This is a genomic window from Providencia sp. PROV201 (genome assembly GCF_028479545.1).
Taxonomy (GTDB): domain Bacteria; phylum Pseudomonadota; class Gammaproteobacteria; order Enterobacterales; family Enterobacteriaceae; genus Providencia; species Providencia huaxiensis.
The window spans coordinates 67,850-88,461 of sequence record NZ_JAMPNW010000020.1; the positions used below are offsets into that span (position 1 = coordinate 67,850).

15 protein-coding genes and 1 riboswitch are annotated in these 20,612 nt (G+C 41.7%); of the genes, 6 read left to right on the forward strand and 9 right to left on the reverse strand.

Annotated features, from left to right (window positions below; translation table 11 throughout):
- Window positions 1–17 precede the first annotated feature (17 nt).
- The 9 genes from recC to rppH form a co-directional block, all read right to left on the reverse strand.
- Window positions 18–3,392: an exodeoxyribonuclease V subunit gamma gene (gene recC / locus PR809_RS15590; protein ID WP_206275832.1), complete on the reverse strand. Its 3,375-nt coding sequence runs from the start codon at window positions 3,390–3,392 to the stop codon at window positions 18–20.
- Entirely contained in the window at window positions 3,370–3,756 is a 387-nt protein-coding gene (locus PR809_RS15595; protein WP_206275831.1) for a prepilin-type N-terminal cleavage/methylation domain-containing protein, read from the reverse strand. Before PR809_RS15595 ends, recC begins: the two co-directional genes overlap by 23 nt.
- On the reverse strand, window positions 3,756–4,196 hold the full coding sequence (locus PR809_RS15600) for a DUF2509 family protein (protein WP_102139961.1): 441 nt from the start codon (window positions 4,194–4,196) through the stop codon (window positions 3,756–3,758). Before PR809_RS15600 ends, PR809_RS15595 begins: the two co-directional genes overlap by 1 nt.
- Window positions 4,193–4,798 (reverse strand): prepilin peptidase-dependent protein, encoded by a 606-nt coding sequence (locus PR809_RS15605; protein ID WP_102139962.1) that lies wholly within the window; start codon window positions 4,796–4,798, stop codon window positions 4,193–4,195. Before PR809_RS15605 ends, PR809_RS15600 begins: the two co-directional genes overlap by 4 nt.
- The gene (locus tag PR809_RS15610) at window positions 4,792–5,277 is read right to left on the reverse strand and encodes a prepilin-type N-terminal cleavage/methylation domain-containing protein (RefSeq protein WP_102139963.1); all 486 of its coding nucleotides are present in this window, start codon (window positions 5,275–5,277) and stop codon (window positions 4,792–4,794) included. The genes PR809_RS15605 and PR809_RS15610 overlap by 7 nt, the downstream gene beginning before the upstream one ends.
- 352 nt (window positions 5,278–5,629) lie before the next feature.
- Window positions 5,630–6,481, reverse strand: coding sequence for a thymidylate synthase (locus tag PR809_RS15615; protein WP_102137809.1), 852 nt, complete (start codon window positions 6,479–6,481; stop codon window positions 5,630–5,632).
- 119 nt (window positions 6,482–6,600) lie between these two features.
- Window positions 6,601–7,497, reverse strand: a complete 897-nt coding sequence (lgt, locus tag PR809_RS15620) for a prolipoprotein diacylglyceryl transferase (RefSeq protein ID WP_004908663.1) — start codon at window positions 7,495–7,497, stop codon at window positions 6,601–6,603.
- Between the two features lie 178 nt (window positions 7,498–7,675).
- A complete protein-coding gene (gene ptsP / locus PR809_RS15625) occupies window positions 7,676–9,922 on the reverse strand; it encodes a phosphoenolpyruvate--protein phosphotransferase (RefSeq protein ID WP_166264441.1) in 2,247 nt (748 codons plus the stop codon).
- A gap of 3 nt (window positions 9,923–9,925) precedes the next feature.
- On the reverse strand, window positions 9,926–10,459 hold the full coding sequence (gene rppH / locus PR809_RS15630; protein WP_004908658.1) for an RNA pyrophosphohydrolase: 534 nt from the start codon (window positions 10,457–10,459) through the stop codon (window positions 9,926–9,928).
- Between the two features lie 112 nt (window positions 10,460–10,571).
- A riboswitch (TPP riboswitch) is annotated at window positions 10,572–10,669 on the forward strand.
- Window positions 10,670–10,727: 58 nt separating this feature from the next.
- Between rppH and thiB the strand changes: the two genes are divergently transcribed.
- The 6 genes from thiB to rluA all read left to right on the forward strand — a co-directional run bounded on the left by thiB (window position 10,728) and on the right by rluA (window position 20,517).
- Window positions 10,728–11,732 (forward strand): thiamine ABC transporter substrate binding subunit, encoded by a 1,005-nt coding sequence (thiB, locus tag PR809_RS15635; RefSeq protein WP_102137812.1) that lies wholly within the window; start codon window positions 10,728–10,730, stop codon window positions 11,730–11,732.
- Window positions 11,708–13,312 carry a thiamine/thiamine pyrophosphate ABC transporter permease ThiP gene (gene thiP, locus PR809_RS15640; protein ID WP_206275830.1) on the forward strand — a complete coding sequence of 535 codons (1,605 nt, stop codon included), beginning with the start codon at window positions 11,708–11,710 and terminating at the stop codon, window positions 13,310–13,312. Before thiB ends, thiP begins: the two co-directional genes overlap by 25 nt.
- A complete protein-coding gene (thiQ, locus tag PR809_RS15645) occupies window positions 13,305–14,015 on the forward strand; it encodes a thiamine ABC transporter ATP-binding protein ThiQ (protein ID WP_272524568.1) in 711 nt (236 codons plus the stop codon). Before thiP ends, thiQ begins: the two co-directional genes overlap by 8 nt.
- 73 nt (window positions 14,016–14,088) lie before the next feature.
- Window positions 14,089–16,440 (forward strand): DNA polymerase II, encoded by a 2,352-nt coding sequence (locus tag PR809_RS15650; protein WP_206275828.1) that lies wholly within the window; start codon window positions 14,089–14,091, stop codon window positions 16,438–16,440.
- 379 nt (window positions 16,441–16,819) lie between these two features.
- A complete protein-coding gene (gene rapA, locus PR809_RS15655) occupies window positions 16,820–19,726 on the forward strand; it encodes an RNA polymerase-associated protein RapA (RefSeq protein ID WP_195697676.1) in 2,907 nt (968 codons plus the stop codon).
- A gap of 137 nt (window positions 19,727–19,863) precedes the next feature.
- A complete protein-coding gene (gene rluA / locus PR809_RS15660) occupies window positions 19,864–20,517 on the forward strand; it encodes a bifunctional tRNA pseudouridine(32) synthase/23S rRNA pseudouridine(746) synthase RluA (RefSeq protein WP_206275827.1) in 654 nt (217 codons plus the stop codon).
- Window positions 20,518–20,612 lie beyond the last annotated feature (95 nt).

Sequence of the window (20,612 nt, forward strand, 5' to 3'; positions counted from 1 at the left end):
CCTTTGTTGCTCTCCTGTCATTTCAAGTATTTTGTCATCGGTAATAAAAACCGTTGAGTGTTTGATAACAAAGATTTAATCATCGCATCATCAATGCTTCTGCAAACTCTTGACACATAGTCGTCTTCCATCTCGCCTTTTTGCATCTGACTTCCTTGTAAGCTTTGGAGCAAAGCAGATAATGCTTTTTGTTGAATTTCTTCGCTCGAAAAATCGTACTCTTTTGTCTTTTTATCAAAACAAGCCTTAACCCAACTCCAACCACTTTGAGAAAGAAGAATTAGTGGGGAATTAAACCCTTCGCAATAGCCTACAACTAAATCTTGTAGATAAGCCAATGCATCTTCTTTGCTAATAGCGGAAAACTGCCAAATACTATTATCTCTTCCTAGTGCAAGGCTTTCCCCTTCACCTATTTGCGAGTTAAATAGCAAATGCTCCACCCATAGCTGCACCCCATCATTAGCAGTTAAGTAAGCCGGACGATAGCGTACTATTCCTGTTTCATGAGCATTTTTCAGTACACCTGTAATTTTGACCCCATTTAACTGAAAATCAAATGGATAATCAAATAGCTGCATATCATATTCTTTAACTTTTTCAGCTAATGGCGATATCTCATTCAACTGCTGTTCCCAGAAAAGTTGGCCAAATTGTCTGGCTGGCAGCTGACCCGATGCCTTTAAAGCAGAATAAAAAGGCTCAATACTTTTATCTTTGACAAGTAAATTTAAAATTTGATCATTAATTTTATATCGTTGTAACCGACCTAAGTTAAACGGTTCTTCTTCTGGCAGTTCAGTTTCTTCAATAGAGAAATGCACTTTCAAACGCTGTTGAAAAAATGCCCTAATCGGATGACGATAAAAACGTAATAATTGTTCTAACGAAATTTCAGTAATGGGTTCTCGTATTTCAAGTACTGAACAAAATGGCTCATCAACTTTATTTGTTGTTTTTGCGGCAGGTAACCACTCACTCGCGAAGCTCTGATAAGGCGTTTCTGGTAAGAAATTTTCTTTTGCGAATGGGACTCTATTATGTTGAATGACCAGATGTCCCCTTAATCGTTTCGCACTTTCATCTATGTTCAAGGTTTCATCGCCAATTAAACAAAAACTTTGGCAAATATAGTCAATTAATTCAGTCACTAATACCGATGGATTACAAGGCTGATTATCACGAATAGAAAGCCCAATATAGCTAACATACAGTTGTTTAGATGCTGAATTCAATGCTTCTAAGAATAGATATCTATCGTCGTCCCGGCGTTTTCTATCTCCACGAACAGGCTTTTCAGCCATCAAATCAAACCCTAAAGGTGGTATATTTCGCGGGTAAGCCCCATCATTCATTCCCAATAAACACACAACCTTAAATGGCACTGAACGCATTGGCATCAACGTACAAAAATTAACAGCCCCCGCCAAGAAACGTTGACTAATCTTTTCATCATCAAAACGAACTGAAAGCTCATCACGAATTAAACGCAATGGCACTTGTTCTTCATATCCTGAAGTTATCGCATTATCAACGATTTGATGCCACTGTTCCGTCAATAGTGCGAGAACGAGTTCAGTTTCTCCATCAACCATAAAACAGCTATTAAGTAGTTGTTGGCAAAGCTCTTTCCACTCTTCAAGTGGACGTTCTTGTGCTAGTAAAGAACGCCATTCTCTAAGTGTGTTGATTAATAATGCTAATTTCCCAGCTAGTTGAGCCGCTAAACCACTACATTCATCATAAGGTAAAATACCACTCCACGGTCCATTTCTGCTATCCATTGCATAGCCAAGCAACATCCTACTTAAACCGAATTCCCATGTATTTTGCCCTATCACTGGTAAAGCGAAAGAACGTACATTATCGTCATCAAGCCCCCAGCGGATCCCTGATTCATTAACCCAGCGGCGTAATAAGCCTAATTCACTTTCATCAATACCAAAACGTTGAGAAAATGCAGAAACTTCAAGTAGGCTGAGAACTTGCTCCGTTGAAAAACGGCTCTGAGGTAAGTCAAGTAGCATAATAAATGCTTGTAAAATGGGATGAGCTTGTAGTGCTTTCCTATCTGAAATTGAAAAGGGGATATATCGAGTTGATGTAGTATTACCGAAAACAGCCTGAATATACGGTGCATAGCTGTCAATATCTGCAACCATGACTATCACATCACGCGGTGTTAGCGATGGGTCTTCCTCAAACAGAGAAAGCAAATGATCTTGTAATATTTCAACTTCTCTCTGTGCGCTATGACACAAATGGAATGTTATCGAATCATCTAGCTCACTGATCGGTCGTTTACCAAGACTCGTTTCATAATTTTCTAATGTTGTCCCTAATTGAGCGTGGTTTTCAAGATCTAAAATATCTTGCTGGACATTCTCTAATAAATTGACTCGTTCAGTATCAACATAGGCTGATATTTCATTAGCGCTATCGATTTGAGAAATAAAATATAAATTGTCCCTGCCAAGCCTCCCCCACGATGCAAGCAGTGGATTGGCAATGTCCTGCTCACCATTTTCATTAAATAAATCAGGAACGTGTCCTTCAAATTTGAAGCGAGAAATTTCATGTTTATCAAGATAATGTCGCAGCTTTCTTTGCTGTAATCTAGCTAAAAATGACGCACTCTGAATGTCTCCCCAATAATAACGACAGGGGTTAGTGAACATTAAGTGAACATCTGTATGCTCTGCTATTGCATTGAGAGCTTGTAAATAAACAGGCGGGAGAGATGAAATACCACAAATAAAAATACGTTTAGGCAGCATTTTTCCTAAATCAGGAGTCGATGACAATGTACCAATAAAATGTTGATATAAATTAGCACGGTGCCAAGGCGGCTGTTTTAATTCATTTGAATAATCAACAAGGCATTGCCACAAACGTTTTTGCCACAGTTGATTTTCACTTAGACCCTCTACTAGTTCATTTCTTTGCCATACTTCGACCCATTGTGGGCGATAAACTAAATATTGGTCAAATAAATCGGCAACCCTACCAGCAAGCTGATGAAGTTTACGTTTATCTGCATCCTCTTGAAGATAATGCCTTAAAGGTTCAAATTCGTCCTCGTCAATGACTGTTGGCAGTATTGTCATGAGTTTCCATGTCATTGCTTGTTTGGTATAAGCACTTTCTTTTGGAATATCCGGTAAGACTCGCCTAAACATGTCCCAAATAAATGTTGCCGGTAAGGGATAGTTAATATTTGCAGCAATACCAAACTGTTTAGCAAGTTCGATTTGCAGCCACTGTGACATCCCAGGACTTTGTACTAAAATTATTTCTTGCTCAAAAGGGTGAGAAAGTGGTTCATTTTTCATTAAATGAGTCATTAGATCTTTTAATAAATCTAATTGATTAGAATGATACACTTGAAACATAGTGCTCTCCTATTGAGCAATACCAACGACTTAATGAAAATGGTTGTTTTTTTATTGTTAACGATACCACTAACTCAGTACAATTATCGGCCTGCGGTAAACGAGTTGCTTGTATTTTCCATTCAGGGTAACGCAAATCTGGGTCCATGGCAGAATTTTTCTCCCCAGATATTGATGCTGTTAACATTGCGCTCTTTTCTAATGTACTATGCAATCCCCTAACCGCTGAAGAATTCATATACAATTGATTAAAATTCAATATGATATATTGCGAATAGTTTACCAAAGCTACCAATGAAATAGCAAAAACAACCACGCCAATCATTGCCTCTATTAATGCGAATCCTTGCTGTTCTATTTTCACTAGCAAAACCCTTTTTTTACCACTGGGCAATAATCTAACCACCCATTTTTACGGGGAAAAAGCTGTTGCTTATTTGCATCTAATACCATCCATCGATAAACTTTAATATCATTTCCTAGACGATAATGGCTTTGTCCCGACAGCAAAAAAGTCGCCCCTTTATAATGTTTTAAGCAGCTTTTCCACTGTTGAGTTTTCTCTTTCTGGCAAACCCAATTCTTTAACCCTCTCTGTTTACTATCCCATTGCAATGTCGCCCCCCATGAAAGAGCTGATTCTGCTTTATTAAAAGTATCGAAATATTTAATTTCCTTACGCAGATCATCCCGAGCCCGCTCTTGGAAAAAATGCACAGATTTAATCAATAATGAGCCTATTGTGATAAAAATAATAACCATAAGTAGAGAGGCATTTCCCTGTTGTTGCGCTATATTCTTCATAAGTTTCTAACCAAGACTGCTATTTGGTAATTAAACGTTTGGTTGGGCAACAAATCTGTCTTAAGATTTATTTTCATTTCAAGTAATTGGGTATTTTCCTGCCAACCAAATGCTAATGTTTTAACTTTGATTAGCTTCTCATCAAATAGCGATTGCCAACGCGTTCCATCGCAATCTCTGACATTTCGATTAGACTCTAATTTTTCATTGTTTAACCGATACCCAAAATAATCAGACTCTATCGACTTAGATTTAATGTCCTCCCACTTACCCGATAAATCTTGGTCATAGGCAAAAATAATGCATGAATTATTTCCTCGGCTTAAAAACTTAGATGTAATTTTTAAAGGCTCTTTTCCACAATCTAAGCTACCGCAGTAACCAATCCTTCTAAAATCTTTTTCCATGTTTATTAATGTCTGCCTTATATCTTTGTCTATTTGATATTGAATGTAAGCTCGGTAGGTTTGTTTAAACAATGTAGGGATGACACTCATCGCTGATACACAGACAATGCTACTGATTGCCATTGCCATCAACATTTCAATCAGTGTAAAGCCTCGCTGTTTTTTAAATTTATCGTGATTTAAGGAGTTCAGCATTTAGGCACTCCAGTCATTTTTTTATGACTACAGCTTCTAATGCGGCCTAATGAAGAGATATAAATTGTGATCTGCTCATGCTGATTTTTTAGCCCTATACTGAAAGCACGAATAGTCCCCTGCTTCCCATACAGCTGAATTGACGTCCGGCTCGCTTTCCAGAGCTCTATTCCTCGATGCCTTTCTGCTGTCAGTTTGCCAACCTCTTGCTTGTTATTTGCATCTTTAACAATCAGCTGCCAATCACCTACCCCAACTTTAACCGATAATATTTGGTACCTATTTAAATAGACACCTTCCGTCATTTGACTATAAATAAACTCTGATACTTGCCTAGCTGCGTCGATTAATCGCTGCCTTTCTACCTGCTGCTGCCATTGATATAAACCAGACAACATGACCAAAGAACAGATAAATAGAACAATCAGAATTTCAATTAAGGTGAAACCACGCTGTGTTGTATTTGATTCAACTTTCATCTTGTTGTGACCTCACTTTTTCATACGCAAGACAGAGATTGCCAAAAAAAACCGGTATAGCGAGGCTTGTCATTGCAAACTGCATAACGTTTCGCAACAAAATAAAGAGATTCATATAAATACAACTCGGTCTGCGAAGCGCTTCGCAAAAAAATAGTTAATTCAAAGTAAATACAAGAAAGTAAATTACTTATGAGACAAGATGAAGTTCATCAAGGCGATGGAATCAATAAAGAGTGATGGAATCAATAAAGAGTGATGGAATCAATAAAGGGGGAAATAGTGAGATGTAAAAAACAAGACTAAGATGGCTTTTAGATAAAACCATCTTAGTAAAAAATATATTCGCTAATCAAACAGTAAATGGATACTTGATAGCTTCATGGCACTGGTACCCTTCGAGGGTAAAATCATCTGAAGTTACCCATGTTTCGAGGTCTTCTAATGACTTAATTTTGGGGTTAATAACCAATGAAGGGGAAGCAAAAGGCTCACGTTTCAGCTGGACATCACGCATCAAAGGCAATTGGTTTTCATAAATGTGCGCATTCACAATTTTATGATAAGCCTTACCGGCTTTATGCCCTGTAATGCGAGCCATTAGAGCAAGTAGAACAAAGCATTGTACTTGATTGAAATTTAGGCCAAGCGGAACATCACAACTACGCTGATAAGATGTTAAATGTAGTGTATCACCTAATAGTGAAAAAGTATGAGTATGCATGCAGGGACGCAAACAGCCCATTTCAAATTCACCCGGGTTATAAAAAGTGATGATTTCAGCACGGTCATCAATTCCATTTTTTAAGTTATTGACGACTTTTTTTAATTGGTCTAAGTGCGTACCGTCTGGACGTTGCCATGAGCGCCCTTGAACGCCATAGACGCGCCCCATGTCATCTTCACCTTTACGATGGGGGTTATTCAGCCATGCTTGGTTTTCGTTTGCATTCGCATTCCAGGTATTACAACCAATTTCACGGAACTGGGCTGCGTTATCATAGCCGCGAAGGTAGCCAAGAAGCTCTGCTATTGCTGCTTTATAAAAACTTTTACGAGTCGTAATCAAGGGGAATTGATTATTACCAACATCATATTCAAGGTCAGCGTTAATAACGGTTAAACAACGAACTCCTGTTCGTTTGTTTTCAACCCATTGCCCTTCATCAATAATACGTTGGCATAAATCAAGATACGGCTTCATAGTGACTCTCTTTTAAAAAAATAACTTAAGTGGCTAACCTTTGTCTTGTTGTACTTCATTGCTTTATTTACAAAATAGTTATATTCCGCAGACTAAGTTAGCCCCAGTAATTGTACTTATTAACTCTTTTTAGGCTCTTTTAGTGGCTTATGGGCCGGCACATTTTTACCATATTTGTAAGCCCAAACAATCATTAGAATTCCAATAATAATCATCGGTATTGACAGAATTTGCCCCATACTAATACCACCAAATAAACCAAGCTGTGCGTCTGGCTGCCTAAAGAATTCAACAATAATCCTAAATGCACCATAGCCAATCAAGAATAGCCCGGAAACACTCCCCATTGGGCGAGGTTTACGCACAAATAAGTTCAAGATAAGGAACAGAACAATCCCCTCTAAGAACATTTCATAAAGCTGTGATGGGTGTCTTGGTAGCACACCGTATTGCTCTAATATGGGTAATAGCGAAGGGTCCTGGGCGGCAAGTTGAATATCTTCACTGCGTGAATGAGGGAATAAAAATGCCCATGGCGTATCGAGTGTTACTCGTCCCCATAGCTCCCCATTAATAAAGTTACCAATACGACCCATACCTAGGCCAAATGGAATTAATGGTGCAACAAAGTCAGATACTTGCAAGAAACGACGGCGAGTACGGTGAGCAAACCACATCATGGCACATATCACACCGATTAGGCCGCCATGGAAGGACATACCACCATCCCAAACCTTAAATAGATATAAAGGATCGTCAAGAAAAACAGGGAGATTATAAAAGAAAACGTAGCCTAACCGACCACCGACAAATACGCCAACAAAGCCAACGTACAGCAAGTTTTCTACTTCATTTTTTGTCCAGCCACTATTGGGTTTTGCAGCGCGACGTCCTGCTAGCCAAAGGGCAAAAACAAAGCCAACAAGGTACATAAAGCCATACCAGTGTAACGATACTGGCCCAATCGAGAACATAACAGGATCTATTTCTGGAAATGCTAAGTAGTTGTTACTCATTGTTCCCCACTTTTTAATCATTAAGCCAACTACTCGTCGACTATTACGTATTCAACAGACTTCAATGTGTGAAGTCCCCTGAAGCATACAACAAAAAGTATAGTCATTTATACTTGATATTTTTCGAACTAAACCAAATTAACTACTTACATCTTAACTAATTACATCTTGTTGTAAGTTAAATCCCACCACGTACAAAACCGCCTAAATGGTGTTGCTCCATAAATTCACTCGCCTCTAGCCTGACACTATCACTCGTTTCCGCAGCCAATAACTTCGGTACTAACTGCGACATCAAGACTGGGTCAAGCTGGCGGATTAAATATTTCATGCGAGGAACACTACGCCCACTCATACTTAAGGAGCGATATCCTAGAGCAATTAATACCATTGCGCTAAGTGGCTGCCCTGCCATTTCCCCACAAACACTGACAGGGAGCTGAAGGCGTTGGCACTCTTCACTTACTTTTGCTAAAAAGCGCACAACTGAGGGGTGAAGATTATCATATAGTGCCGCTACATGGGTGTTATTACGGTCAACAGCAAGTAAATATTGTGTAAAGTCATTAGTCCCAATAGAGATAAAATCAACGCGTTTTTTTATCTCTGGTAATAAAAATAGCAAAGAAGGAACTTCAAGCATAATACCAATTTGGGGCATCTCAACGGGCATTTTTAATAAAATACTCACTTCGTCTCTTGCTCTTTTAACCAGCAAAATGGCTTCGTCTATCTCATTAACACTGGTCACCATCGGTAATAAAATACGTAAATTACCTGAAAACATATTTGCCCGTAACATCGCCCTTAGCTGAATCAAAAAAATCTCGGGCTGGTCTAACATAATACGAATACCACGCCAGCCTAAGCTTGGGTTTTCTTCGCTAATTGGCATGTATGGCAGCTGTTTATCAGCTCCTATATCAAGGGTTCTTAACACAACCGGTTTGGTTGGGAAAAGCTGTAAAACTTCCTTATAGAGCTGTTTCTGCTCATCTTCCGAGGGAAAACCATTGTGCAGCATAAAAGGCAGTTCAGTACGATACAAGCCAACACCGTCAACCCCAGTGTTAATTTGTTGCTCGTAACGCGGACTTAAACCCGCATTAAGGTAAATATGAACGTGTTCGCCACCTTTAAGTGTTGCATCTTGCCCAAGAGTCCCTTCTGCTAAGCGACTAATGACATTTTCTTCTTCAATAATTTGCTGGTATTCCTGAACAATTAAGTTCTCAGGTTCAATAAAGAGCTCACCACGATAGCCGTCCAATATTAAATGGCGATTATGTAACAGCGAAGGCTCAATATCTGCCCCCATAATTGCAGGGATCCCCATGGCTCTGATTAAAATCGCAGAATGAGAATGTGTTGCTCCGTCACGCACGACCACACCAGCAAGTTGCTCAATAGGTAACTCAGCCAATACGCTAGCGCTTAATTCATCAGCAACTAAAATAAAACGCTCTGGCCACTGTTCATTTGCGGTCAGTGAATCATCAAGATGAAATAATAAACGTTGCCCCAAGGCTTTTAAGTCAGCCCCTCTTTCTCTTAAATAGAGGTCACGCAGGCGAGAAAACTGCTCTACATAATTTTCAATGACCGTTTTAACCGCCCATTCAGCGGTTGCGTTGTCATTAATGGCAGCAAATAGGTGTTTTTTTAGCTGAGGGTCGCTAAGTAGATGATTATAGAGATCAAATATTGCTGCACTTTCTTTTGCAGAGCTAGCCATAAAACGTTTACTAATACGACGACATTCCGCAGTAGCACTTTCGAGGGCAGTGACAAGGCGTTGCTTTTCTTTGTCGATATCAATGGCACTGGCTTGGAAAATACTATCTAAAGAGGGTTGGGAGCTATCTTGCCACCCATAAGCCATTGAAATTCCCTGAGATACAGGGATAGCTTTAATTCTATTTTGTCGATATTGCCCAAAAATACCTTTTGCCTGAGCTTGTGACAAGATCACAGCGAGTTGCATCGACAACGTGACCATGAAAGATTCTTCGGTTTCATTAAACAGTCGTTTTTCCCGCTGCTGTACCACCAGCACGCCTAATAATTGGCGGCGATAGACCACGGGGACACCTAAGAAAGCTCTTAACTGTTCTTCTTTAAGCTGAGGCAGGAATTTATATTGAGGATGTTCACGAATATCGGCTAGATTGAGCATCTCAGATTGGCGCCCGACGGCACCCACGACACCTTCATCAAACCCTAGGCGAATAGCAATCCCGCTAGGTTTTTTTAACCCGCGGGTTGCCATTAAGTAATAGCATTGGCGAGGGTGATCAGCTAAATAAATGGAACAAACGTCTGTTCGCATTGCTTTGCAAGTCTCATTCACCAACACTTCTAGCGCATCAGTCAAACTTGTCGCCATTGCAACTTTTTCGACAATTTCACGTAAACGCATCAACATAGGCTACTTTGCTCCACGCCTACGGTTATTAAAAGTGGGTCGTTGTGGTAATTTTTGTTCCTGCAGAGGCATAACAACAGGGGCAAATTCCTTCATAACACGCCGATAAACTTCACGTTTAAAAGAAACCACCTGCCTAACAGGATACCAATAACTGACCCATCGCCAGCCATCAAATTCTGGCGATTTACTGCGCTGCACGTTTATATCGGCATCATTGCATTGAAGTTGAAGTAAAAACCAACGCTGTTTCTGCCCAATACAAACAGGTTTTGTATCCCAACGCACCAAACGCTTGGGTAATTTGTAACGTAACCAATTACGGGTAGATGCCAATAACCTGACATCCTTACGCTGTAGCCCGACTTCTTCGTATAGCTCACGATACATCGCCTGTTCCGGCGATTCCCCGGGATTGATGCCTCCTTGAGGAAACTGCCATGAGTGCTGACCATAGCGGCGGGCCCATAAAACTTGCCCTTGCCGATTACAAATTACAATTCCTACATTCGGGCGGTAGCCATCATCATCAATCACAGACTACCTCAATAACCAAATTTGAAAGATGCCTAATTGTTTCACACATACCTAAACTGGTAAACCTATATCAATACAGTTTGCAGATATGTCTGAAGTCACTACAATAGTGAACATCTCAACGGGGTGCCGAATTTATTTAGGCTGAGAACTAACCCGTAGAACCTGATCCGGTTAATACCGGCGTAGGGATTTGAGCCGCCGTCTGCATATCTGCACCGGTTTCTCCTCAAATCCTGTGTCACTATCTTTTAGCGCAGGAAAAAGCATGTTTAAAAACAAAATTATAGCATCGATTTTTACCTTTAGTGCACTCAGTTTAAGCCAATTAGCATGGGCTGATAAACCAACGCTTACTGTTTATACCTATGATTCCTTTGCAGCAGAGTGGGGCCCCGGCCCTCAAATTAAAAAGAATTTCGAAGCGCAGTGCGATTGCGAGTTAAAAATAGTGGCGCTGGGAGATGGCGTAGCGCTGCTAAACAGACTCAGAATGGAAGGGAAAAAAAGCAAAGCAGATGTGATTTTAGGGTTAGATAATAATTTATTAGATTCTGCTGAAAAAACAGGCCTGTTTGCCCCCGCTGACATTGATACCACTGCATTGAAACTGCCTATTTCGTGGGATAGCTCAACCTTCATTCCTTATGACTATGGTTACTTTGCATTTATATATGACACTAATAAAATTAAACATCCCCCAGCAAGTATGGATGCATTATTAAATAGTGATAATAATTGGAAAATTATTTACCAAGATCCTCGCACCAGCACTCCGGGGCTTGGCTTAATGCTATGGATTGAAAAACTGTATGGCGACAAGTCTGCGGATGCATGGCAAAAAATGGCAGGCAAAACACTTACCGTCACTAAAGGTTGGAGTGAAGCTTATGGCCTGTTCTTAAAAGGAGAAGGTGATTTTGTACTCAGTTACACCTCATCACCGGGCTACCAAATGCTTAATGACCAAAAAGATAACTATGCAGCGGCATTATTTAATGAGGGTCACTATATGCAAGTTGAAGTGGCAGCAAGGCTGAAAAATAGCCCACAACCGGAGCTCGCCAAGCAATTCCTACAGTTTGTCTTAACACCTGATTTCCAAAACACCTTGCCAACGACTAACTGGATGTATCCGGTCATTGATATTCCCTTACCTGAGGTATACAACCAGTTACCTCTACCTGAAAAAGCCTTACAATTTAGTTCTCAAGAAGTTGCAAAAGAACGCCAAAACTGGACTCGTTTATGGCAAGCCGCCGTCAGTCGCTGATTAATTTGTCTTTACTACCGGGGGCGTTGGCCTCCGGTTTACTGATTACGGTTGCACTCATTAGTTTTGGTGCGCTGTGGTTTTTTGCACCTGAAATTTCAGTGGCTGACATTATCAGCGATAGCTATTTGTGGCATGTAATTGGTTTTACTTTCTGGCAGGCTTTTTTATCTGCTATTTTTTCTGTGATCCCTGCCATTTTTCTCGCAAGAGCACTGTATCGCCGTCGTTTTTTTGGGCGAACTCTATTTTTACGCCTATGTGCAATGACATTGGTTCTTCCGGTGTTAGTTGCCGTATTTGGTATTTTATCGGTTTACGGGCAGACGGGTTGGCTAGCTAAACTTTGTCAATTACTAGGGCTTGATTACACCTTTTCACCTTATGGCCTAAAAGGCATTTTGTTAGCGCATGTATTTTTTAACATGCCACTGGCAACACGTATGCTATTGCAATCTTTAGAGAATATCGCAATTGAGCAACGGCAGGTTGCAGCACAACTGAGGTTTAATGAGTGGCAGCAATTCACTATTTTAGAATGGCCCTATTTACGGCGACAAATATTACCCACTGCCGCATTAATTTTCATGCTGTGCTTTGCCAGCTTTGCGACGGTTCTCGCTCTGGGAGGCGGCCCGGCAGCAACCACCATCGAATTGGCTATTTACCAAGCACTTAATTATGATTTTGATTTAGGACGAGCCACCCTTTTGGCGCTCATCCAGCTGTTTTTCTGTGTCGGTTTAATGTTTATCTGCCATAGAGTAAATAGTGTATTTTCAGTGGGGTTTAGCCAACAAGCGCAATGGGTTGACCCCGCTGATAACGCATTTCGTCGTATTCGTGACCTGCTGCTCATTATCGCTGCCATGTTATTGCTACTGCCCCCGCTGTTCGCTGTTATTTTTGATGGCTTAAATGGGCAACTCTGGGCGGTACTGCAGCAATCAGCCTTATGGCAAGCCACTGCAACCTCGGTGTTTATTGCACTATGTGCGGGCACCGTCTGTGTGGCACTCACCTTAATGTTGTTATGGAGCAGTCGTGAATTGCGCTTACGCCAAGCTGCTCGTCTAGGGCAAGCCATAGAACTTAGCGGGTTAATTATTTTAGCCATGCCCGGTATTGTGCTAGCGACAGGTTTTTTTATCTTTTTTAATGAAACGATAGGCTTACCTGAATCCCCTTACCCATTAGTCATCATGACAAACGCTTTGTTAGCTATCCCCTATGCGTTAAAAGTATTAGAAAATCCCATGCGAGACAGCGCTGAACGCTATAACCCATTGTGCCAATCACTCGATATTTCAGGGTTTAATCGCTTTCGAATTATTGAACTTAAAGCACTGCGTAAACCAATCGCCCAAGCGCTCGCATTTGCCTGTGTTATCTCAATTGGTGATTTTGGTGTCGTCGCGTTATTTGGCAATGATAACTTCCGCACGCTCCCTTATTATCTTTATCAGCAAATAGGGGCTTATCGGTCGAACGATGGGGCTGTTACGGCCATGCTATTGTTATTACTTTGCTTTTGCTTATTCAGCTTGATTGAACGTATTTCAGGAAAACATCATGATTAAATTGACTCAGTTAGATTACCAATACGACAACCTGACAATGTCATTTGATTTTTCTGTTCAGTCCGGTGAGTCTGTGGCAGTCATGGGGCCAAGTGGTGCAGGGAAAAGTACACTATTAAGTTTAATTAGCGGTTTTCAATTTCCTAATAGCGGTAAGATTGTGCTCAATGGCGAAGACCATACCTTCACGCCACCTGCTAAGCGCCCTGTTTCCATGCTATTTCAAGAAAATAATTTATTTTCACACCTGACTATCCGGCAAAATATTGGTCTGGGTCTGCAACCCAATTTGCGCCTTAATAAAACGCAAATTCAGCTAGTTGAACAAATGGCGAACCGAGTCAGCCTGAGTGAATGTTTAGATAGGTTACCGGCTCAGCTGTCGGGGGGACAACGCCAACGCGCAGCATTGGCATGCTGCATGATCCGCAATCAACCAATTTTACTGCTTGATGAGCCTTTTTCTGCTCTCGACCCTGCATTACGCCGAGAAATGCTGTTATTACTTAAGGAAATTTGTGCGGAAAAATCAATCACGTTATTAATGGTTTCCCATAATGTCGATGATGCCCTGCAAATTGCCCCACGGACACTGGTTATTGCAGAGGGGAAAATCGCCTACGATGGCGATACTCAATTACTATTACAGGGGCAAAGTGAGGCATCTGCGTTACTGAGTATCACCACCGCTGCCAATAATTAACACTGTATAAATTCACACCATTCGCGTATATTTATCGTAACTATTTTTATACGAGTTTTATGCGAGTAGCCTAATGACCCAACTTATCGCTCCAGCAGAAAGAGGCTTTATTCTTAGCCGCCACTGGAAAGACACCCGCCACGGTGTTGAGGTCTCTTATTGGCTACTCACTGATAACCAACCTCAAAAGGTCACTGTTCCCTATCAAAAAGCGATTGGTTTTTTAGCTGAATCTCAATTCCCTCAAGTAAAATATCTATTAGATGAACAACCCAGCATTACCTATCGGCTCCTTGAATTAATTGATTTTAAACGCGAAAAAGTCTATGCAATTTATTGCCACCAATATCGACAATTGCAAAATCTTGAAAAAAGTTGCAACGAATTGGGTGTCGAATTATTAGAAACCGATATTCGCCCAAGTGAACGCTATTTAATGGAACGCTTTATCGCGGCCTCTGTCTGGTTTTCTCGAAATCAGCAAGGGGAGTTTCAACTAAAGCCTTGCGAAGGCTACCGCCCTTTAGTCAAAGCCGTTTCCCTTGATATCGAAACCAGTCAACATGGTGAACTCTATTCGATAGGGTTGTCTGGCTGCGGTGACAACGTGGTATTTATGTTAGGGCCAGAACAAGGGCCGGCATTGAGCACTGAACATCGCTTAATTTATGTGAATAGCCGCCCGCAATTACTTCATAAACTCAATGAATGGCTTCACCAATACGACCCTGATGCCATCATCGGTTGGAACCTAATCCAATTCGACCTACAAGTATTACAAAAGCATGCAGAGCGTTATGGCATCCCCTTATTATTTGGCCGACAAAGCAAAAAACTGGAATGGCGAGAGCATGGCTTTAAACAAGGGGTATTTTTTGCTGCCGCTGAAGGCCGGTTAATTATTGATGGTATCGATGCATTAAAAGCCGCGACATGGAGTTTTTCCTCATTTAGTTTAGAGTCTGTCGCCCAAGCGCTACTTGGTGAAGGTAAAGCGATTGATACCCCTTATGACCGAATGGATGAGATCAACCGCCGCTTTGCTCACGATAAACCCGCTTTGGCACATTACAATATTCAAGACTGTATTTTAGTCCATCGGATCTTTGAAAAAACGGATTTAATGGCGTTCTTGCAGGAACGTTCAACAGTAACCGGCCTTGCTGTCGATAAAATGGGCGGGTCTGTCGCGGCATTCTCACACCTTTATATTCCCCGTTTACACCGCCTTGGATTTGTCGCTCCCAACTTTACGGAACATAAAATGCAACTGAACCCCGGGGGCTTTGTCATGGACTCCCAACCCGGGCTATATGACTCCGTATTAGTTTTGGATTACAAAAGCCTATATCCTTCAATTATTAGAACTTTTCTCATCGACCCGGCGGGTATGATTGAAGGATTAGCGCATCCAGACCTTGAATATTCTGTTCCCGGTTTTCGCCAAGCTTGGTTTTCTCGCACAACCCACTGTTTACCCGATATTGTCAGCCATATCTGGCAAGAACGGGATAAAGCCAAAAAAGAACATAATGCACCGCTATCCCAAGCGTTGAAAATTATTATGAACGCATTTGCTGGGGTACTTGGGGCTGAAGGTTGTCGTTTTTTTGACCCAAGGCTAACTGCGTCAATCACAATGCGTGGCCATGAAATCATGCGTACAACCAAACGTTTGATTGAGTCACAGGGTTATCAGGTTATTTATGGGGACACCGACTCCACGTTTGTGTGGTTACGTGATGCCCACAGTGAAGAACAAGCACAAAAAATTGGCTTTTCTTTACGTGATTACGTGAATAGCTGGTGGAAAAAACATTTAGCAGAAGAATGGCAATTAGAGGGCGTTTTAGAGCTCGAATATGAAACCCATTACCGCCGATTTTTGATGCCAACGGTACGTGGTGCCGAAATGGGGAGTAAAAAGCGCTATGCAGGACTGAGTAAAGACACCATGGTATTTAGAGGATTGGAGACCATTCGCTCAGACTGGACACCTTTAGCACAAATATTCCAAAAAGAGCTCTATACCCGTATTTTTTATCGCCAACCTTACCGTGAATATATTCGTGAATATGTACAAAATATTCGTTCAGGCCAATATGATGACCGTTTAGTTTACCGTAAACGTCTGCGCCGAAAATTGACTGATTACCAAAAAAATGTTCCTCCCCACGTTCGAGCCGCTCGTGCCGCTGATGATTATAATTTAAAATTACAGCGGCCTTTGCAGTATCAAAATGGCGGTTGGATAAACTATATTATCACTCAAGCGGGGCCTGAACCGCTGGAAATCATCACAGCAAAACCGGATTACGAACATTATATCGCTAAGCAAATCAAGCCAATAGCCGATGCCATCTTACCTTTCTTACAAGATGACTTTGATACCCTGCTAACTGGGCAAATCACCCTTTTGTTTTAAAATTTATTCCACCTTTGATGCTTTTTTAACAGGTGACGATAGCCCTCGGTTGAATTAATATATCGCCCCTTTGGTATCTCGCACGTCTGGCTACACAAATTATGCGTGATAATCAACAATACCCGTTATAATTCAAATAGACATTGCTTATTGTCTTGGCCACAAGCCCAGCAAACGCTTTGATGCTTACTTTGCTGCAATTTGAATGATTAAATGTGTATAATTAATCATCAGGTAACGACTGTTTTTAAAATAATTCGAACTCTTCCTTGTGTAACTAGCTAATGAGTTACACCAACACTGGGCGAAGACACTGATAAAAATTGTCTTAAAAAATCTAAAAAATAAACTCTCAATTTTATGGAATTAAGTTAAATCTATGCCATTTACTCTTGGTCAACGCTGGATCAGCGATACAGAAAGCGAACTTGGATTAGGTGCCATCGTGGCAATTGATGCCCGTATGGTAACGCTGCTTTTCCCTGCTAGTGGCGAAAACCGCCTGTACTCTAGCAGTGATGCCCCTATTACCCGAGTGATGTTTAATGAAGGTGATACCATTACCAGCCACGAAGGCTGGCAACTTCAAGTTGAAAGCATTGAAGAAGATAAAGGATTATTGACTTACATCGGCACACGCTTAGATACGCAAGAAACCGGTGTGAGCCTTAGAGAAGTGTTCCTTGACAGCAAGCTCACATTCAATAAGCCGCAAGACCGTTTATTTGCTGGGCAAATTGACCGTATGGATCGTTTTGCTTTGCGCTTTCGTGCACGCAAGTTCCAAAGCGAGCAAGTCAAACACCAAGCGACAGGGCTACGCGGCATTCGTGCAAGTTTGATCCCACACCAATTACATATTGCCAATGAAGTGGGAAAACGCCACCACCCGCGCGTATTACTCGCTGACGAAGTGGGCTTAGGTAAAACCATTGAAGCAGGGATGATTATCCACCAGCAATTGATGGCAGGCCGTGCTGAACGTGTCTTAGTTATTGTTCCTGATAGCTTACAGCACCAATGGCTCGTTGAGATGCTGCGCCGTTTTAACCTGCGCTTTTCTCTGTTTGATGATAGCCGTTACAGTGAAGCGCAACATGATAGCGATAACCCATTTGAAACAGAGCAACTCGTTCTGTGTTCACTGGATTTCGTCCGCCGCAATAAGCAGCGTTTTGACCAATTAGTTGAAGCTGGCTGGGACATGATGGTTGTCGATGAAGCTCACCACTTACAGTGGAGCGAGACTGCCCCGAGCCGCGAATATCAAGTGATTGAAACATTAGCCGAAAATATCCCGTCTATTTTGCTATTAACGGCAACACCAGAACAGCTAGGCCAAGAAAGCCACTTCGCTCGCCTGCGTTTACTTGACCCTAGCCGTTTCCATGATTACCAAGACTTTATTGCTGAGCAAGAAAACTACCGTCCAGTTGCTGATGCGGTTTCCTTATTACTGTCGGGTGACAAACTGACTAATGACCAGCAAAATTTACTTAATGAGCTAATCAAAGAGCAAGATATCGAACCACTGCTAAAAGCAGCAAACCTTGAAAGTGAAGATGGCCATGCTGCACGCCAAGAGCTGATCAACATGTTAATGGATCGCCACGGTACCAGTCGCCTATTGTTCAGAAATACCCGCAATGGTGTTAAAGGCTTCCCTCGCCGTGAATTGCATTCGTTAAAAATGCCCTTACCCACCCAATACCAAACCGCAATTAAAGTGGCGGGTATTATGGGCAGTAAAAAAGACCTTGAAACACGTGCAAAAGAGATGCTCTATCCAGAGCAAATTTACCAAGAGTTTGAAGGTGAAAATGCCACTTGGTGGAACTTTGACCCGCGTGTTGAATGGTTAATGGGCTTTTTGACCGCAAACCGCCATGAAAAAGTGTTAGTGATCTGCGCGAAAGCCGCAACTGCTTTACAATTAGAACAAGTTTTACGCGAACGCGAAGCGATTCGTGCTGCTGTGTTCCATGAAGGGCTATCGTTATTAGAGCGTGACCGAGCGGCTGCCTATTTCGCATCTCAAGAAGAAGGGGCACAGGTGCTATTGTGTTCTGAAATCGGCTCTGAAGGACGTAACTTCCAATTTGCTAACCAATTAGTGATGTTCGACCTGCCGTTTAATCCAGACTTACTCGAACAGCGTATTGGCCGTTTAGACCGTATTGGCCAAAGCCGTGATATCAGCATCCATGTGCCTTATTTAGAAAGTACTGCACAATCGGTGTTGATCCGCTGGTATCACGAAGGCTTAGATGCCTTTGAACATACCTGCCCAACAGGTCGCGCTATCTACGATAAATACTACCAACCATTACTGCAATTTATGGCTGAACCGACAGTCACTGAAGGTTTTGATGATTTTATTAAAACCTGCCGTGCTGAACATGACAGCTTAAAATTACAATTAGAACAAGGCCGTGACCGTTTACTTGAAATGCATTCAAACGGTGGCGAGTCGGGTAATCAATTAGCTGAAGAAATTGGCGAAGGTGATAACGATACCGAATTGGTCAACTTTGCACTCAATCTTTTTGATATCGTGGGTATTAATCAAGAAGATAAAAGTGACAACTTGATTATCCTAACCCCTTCAGACCATATGTTAGTACCTGATTTCCCAGGGCTTCCTCAAGATGGTTGCACCATCACATTTGATAGAGAGCAAGCGCTTTCCCGTGAAGACACGCAATTTATCAGCTGGGAGCACCCTATTATTCGTAATGGTTTAGATTTAGTGTTATCTGGCGATACCGGCAGCTGCGCAGTTTCTTTATTGAAAAACAAAGCATTGCCTGTTGGCACCTTATTGACTGAACTCATTTACGTTGTGGAAGCGCAAGCGCCTAAAAACCTGCAAATTAGTCGTTTCTTACCAGCAACTCCGGTACGTTTATTAATTGATTTAAAAGGTAATAACTTATCATCTCAAGTTGAGTTTGAAAGTTTTAACCGCCAATTAAATGCCATTAACCGCCATATGGCGAGCAAATTGGTCAATGCCGTACAAAATGAGGTTCATTCGGTATTACGCTTATCTGAACCAATGATCGAAAAAGAAGCCAAGGCATTGATAGAAAATGCAAAAGAAGCTGCGGATAAGGCACTGACGCTGGAGCTCTCTCGTTTAGAAGCACTTAAAGCGGTCAACCCAAACATCCGTGATGAAGAGCTTGATATCATTGAAGAAGAGCGCCAGAAACTGATGACCAATATCGACCAAGCTACGTGGCGCCTAGATGCCATCCGCTTAGTTGTGGTGACTCATCAATAAGCGTATTAGGTGCTAAGCCATTCAATCCACTTATTATTAGCTATTTAAATTATGGTGAACGTAGCTTAAAATTATCACCAATTTCTCCCTCATTAGAGGGAGAATTTATTTTAAGAGCTTTGGGAGCGATATACCTTATGATGGAACCTTACCATCCCTCCGTTGAACCTTGGCTGCATGTGCTCTACCAAGATGACCATATTATTGCGGTGAATAAGCCAAGTGGGCTACTTTCTGTGCCTGGGAAAGCTCCTGAGCACCACGACAGCATTATGAGTCGTGTTCAGCGTGATTTTCCCGCAGCTGAATCCGTACATCGCTTAGATATGGCGACAAGTGGTGTCATGGTTGTGGCACTACACAAGAAGGCTGAGCGGGAGCTTAAACGCCAATTTAGGGAGCGTGAGCCCAAAAAAGTCTATATTGCTCGTGTTTGGGGGCATTTAGAAAAAGAAGAAGGTTTGATTGATTTACCACTGATTTGTGATTGGCCAAACCGCCCTAAGCAAAAAGTGTGTTTTGAAACAGGGAAATCAGCACAAACTGAGTACCAAGTTTTACAATATGAAGAACAAGCAACTCGCGTGAAACTGTCACCGATTACAGGTCGTTCTCACCAACTGAGAGTTCATATGTTAGCTTTAGGCCACCCAATCCTTGGTGATCGCTTTTATGCTCACGATGAAGCCAAATCGCTCGCCCCTCGCTTACAATTACATGCACAGGAATTATATATCACCCATCCTGAATATGGCACGCCAATGCATTTTACCTGCCCACCGGATTTTTAATGCTAGATTTATTTGATCGTTTGATTAATTTTCCCTCCCCCTAGCATACCCTAAATGGTTCGTGCCGCAGCTAGGCGGCAAGAGAGTGAATCCTT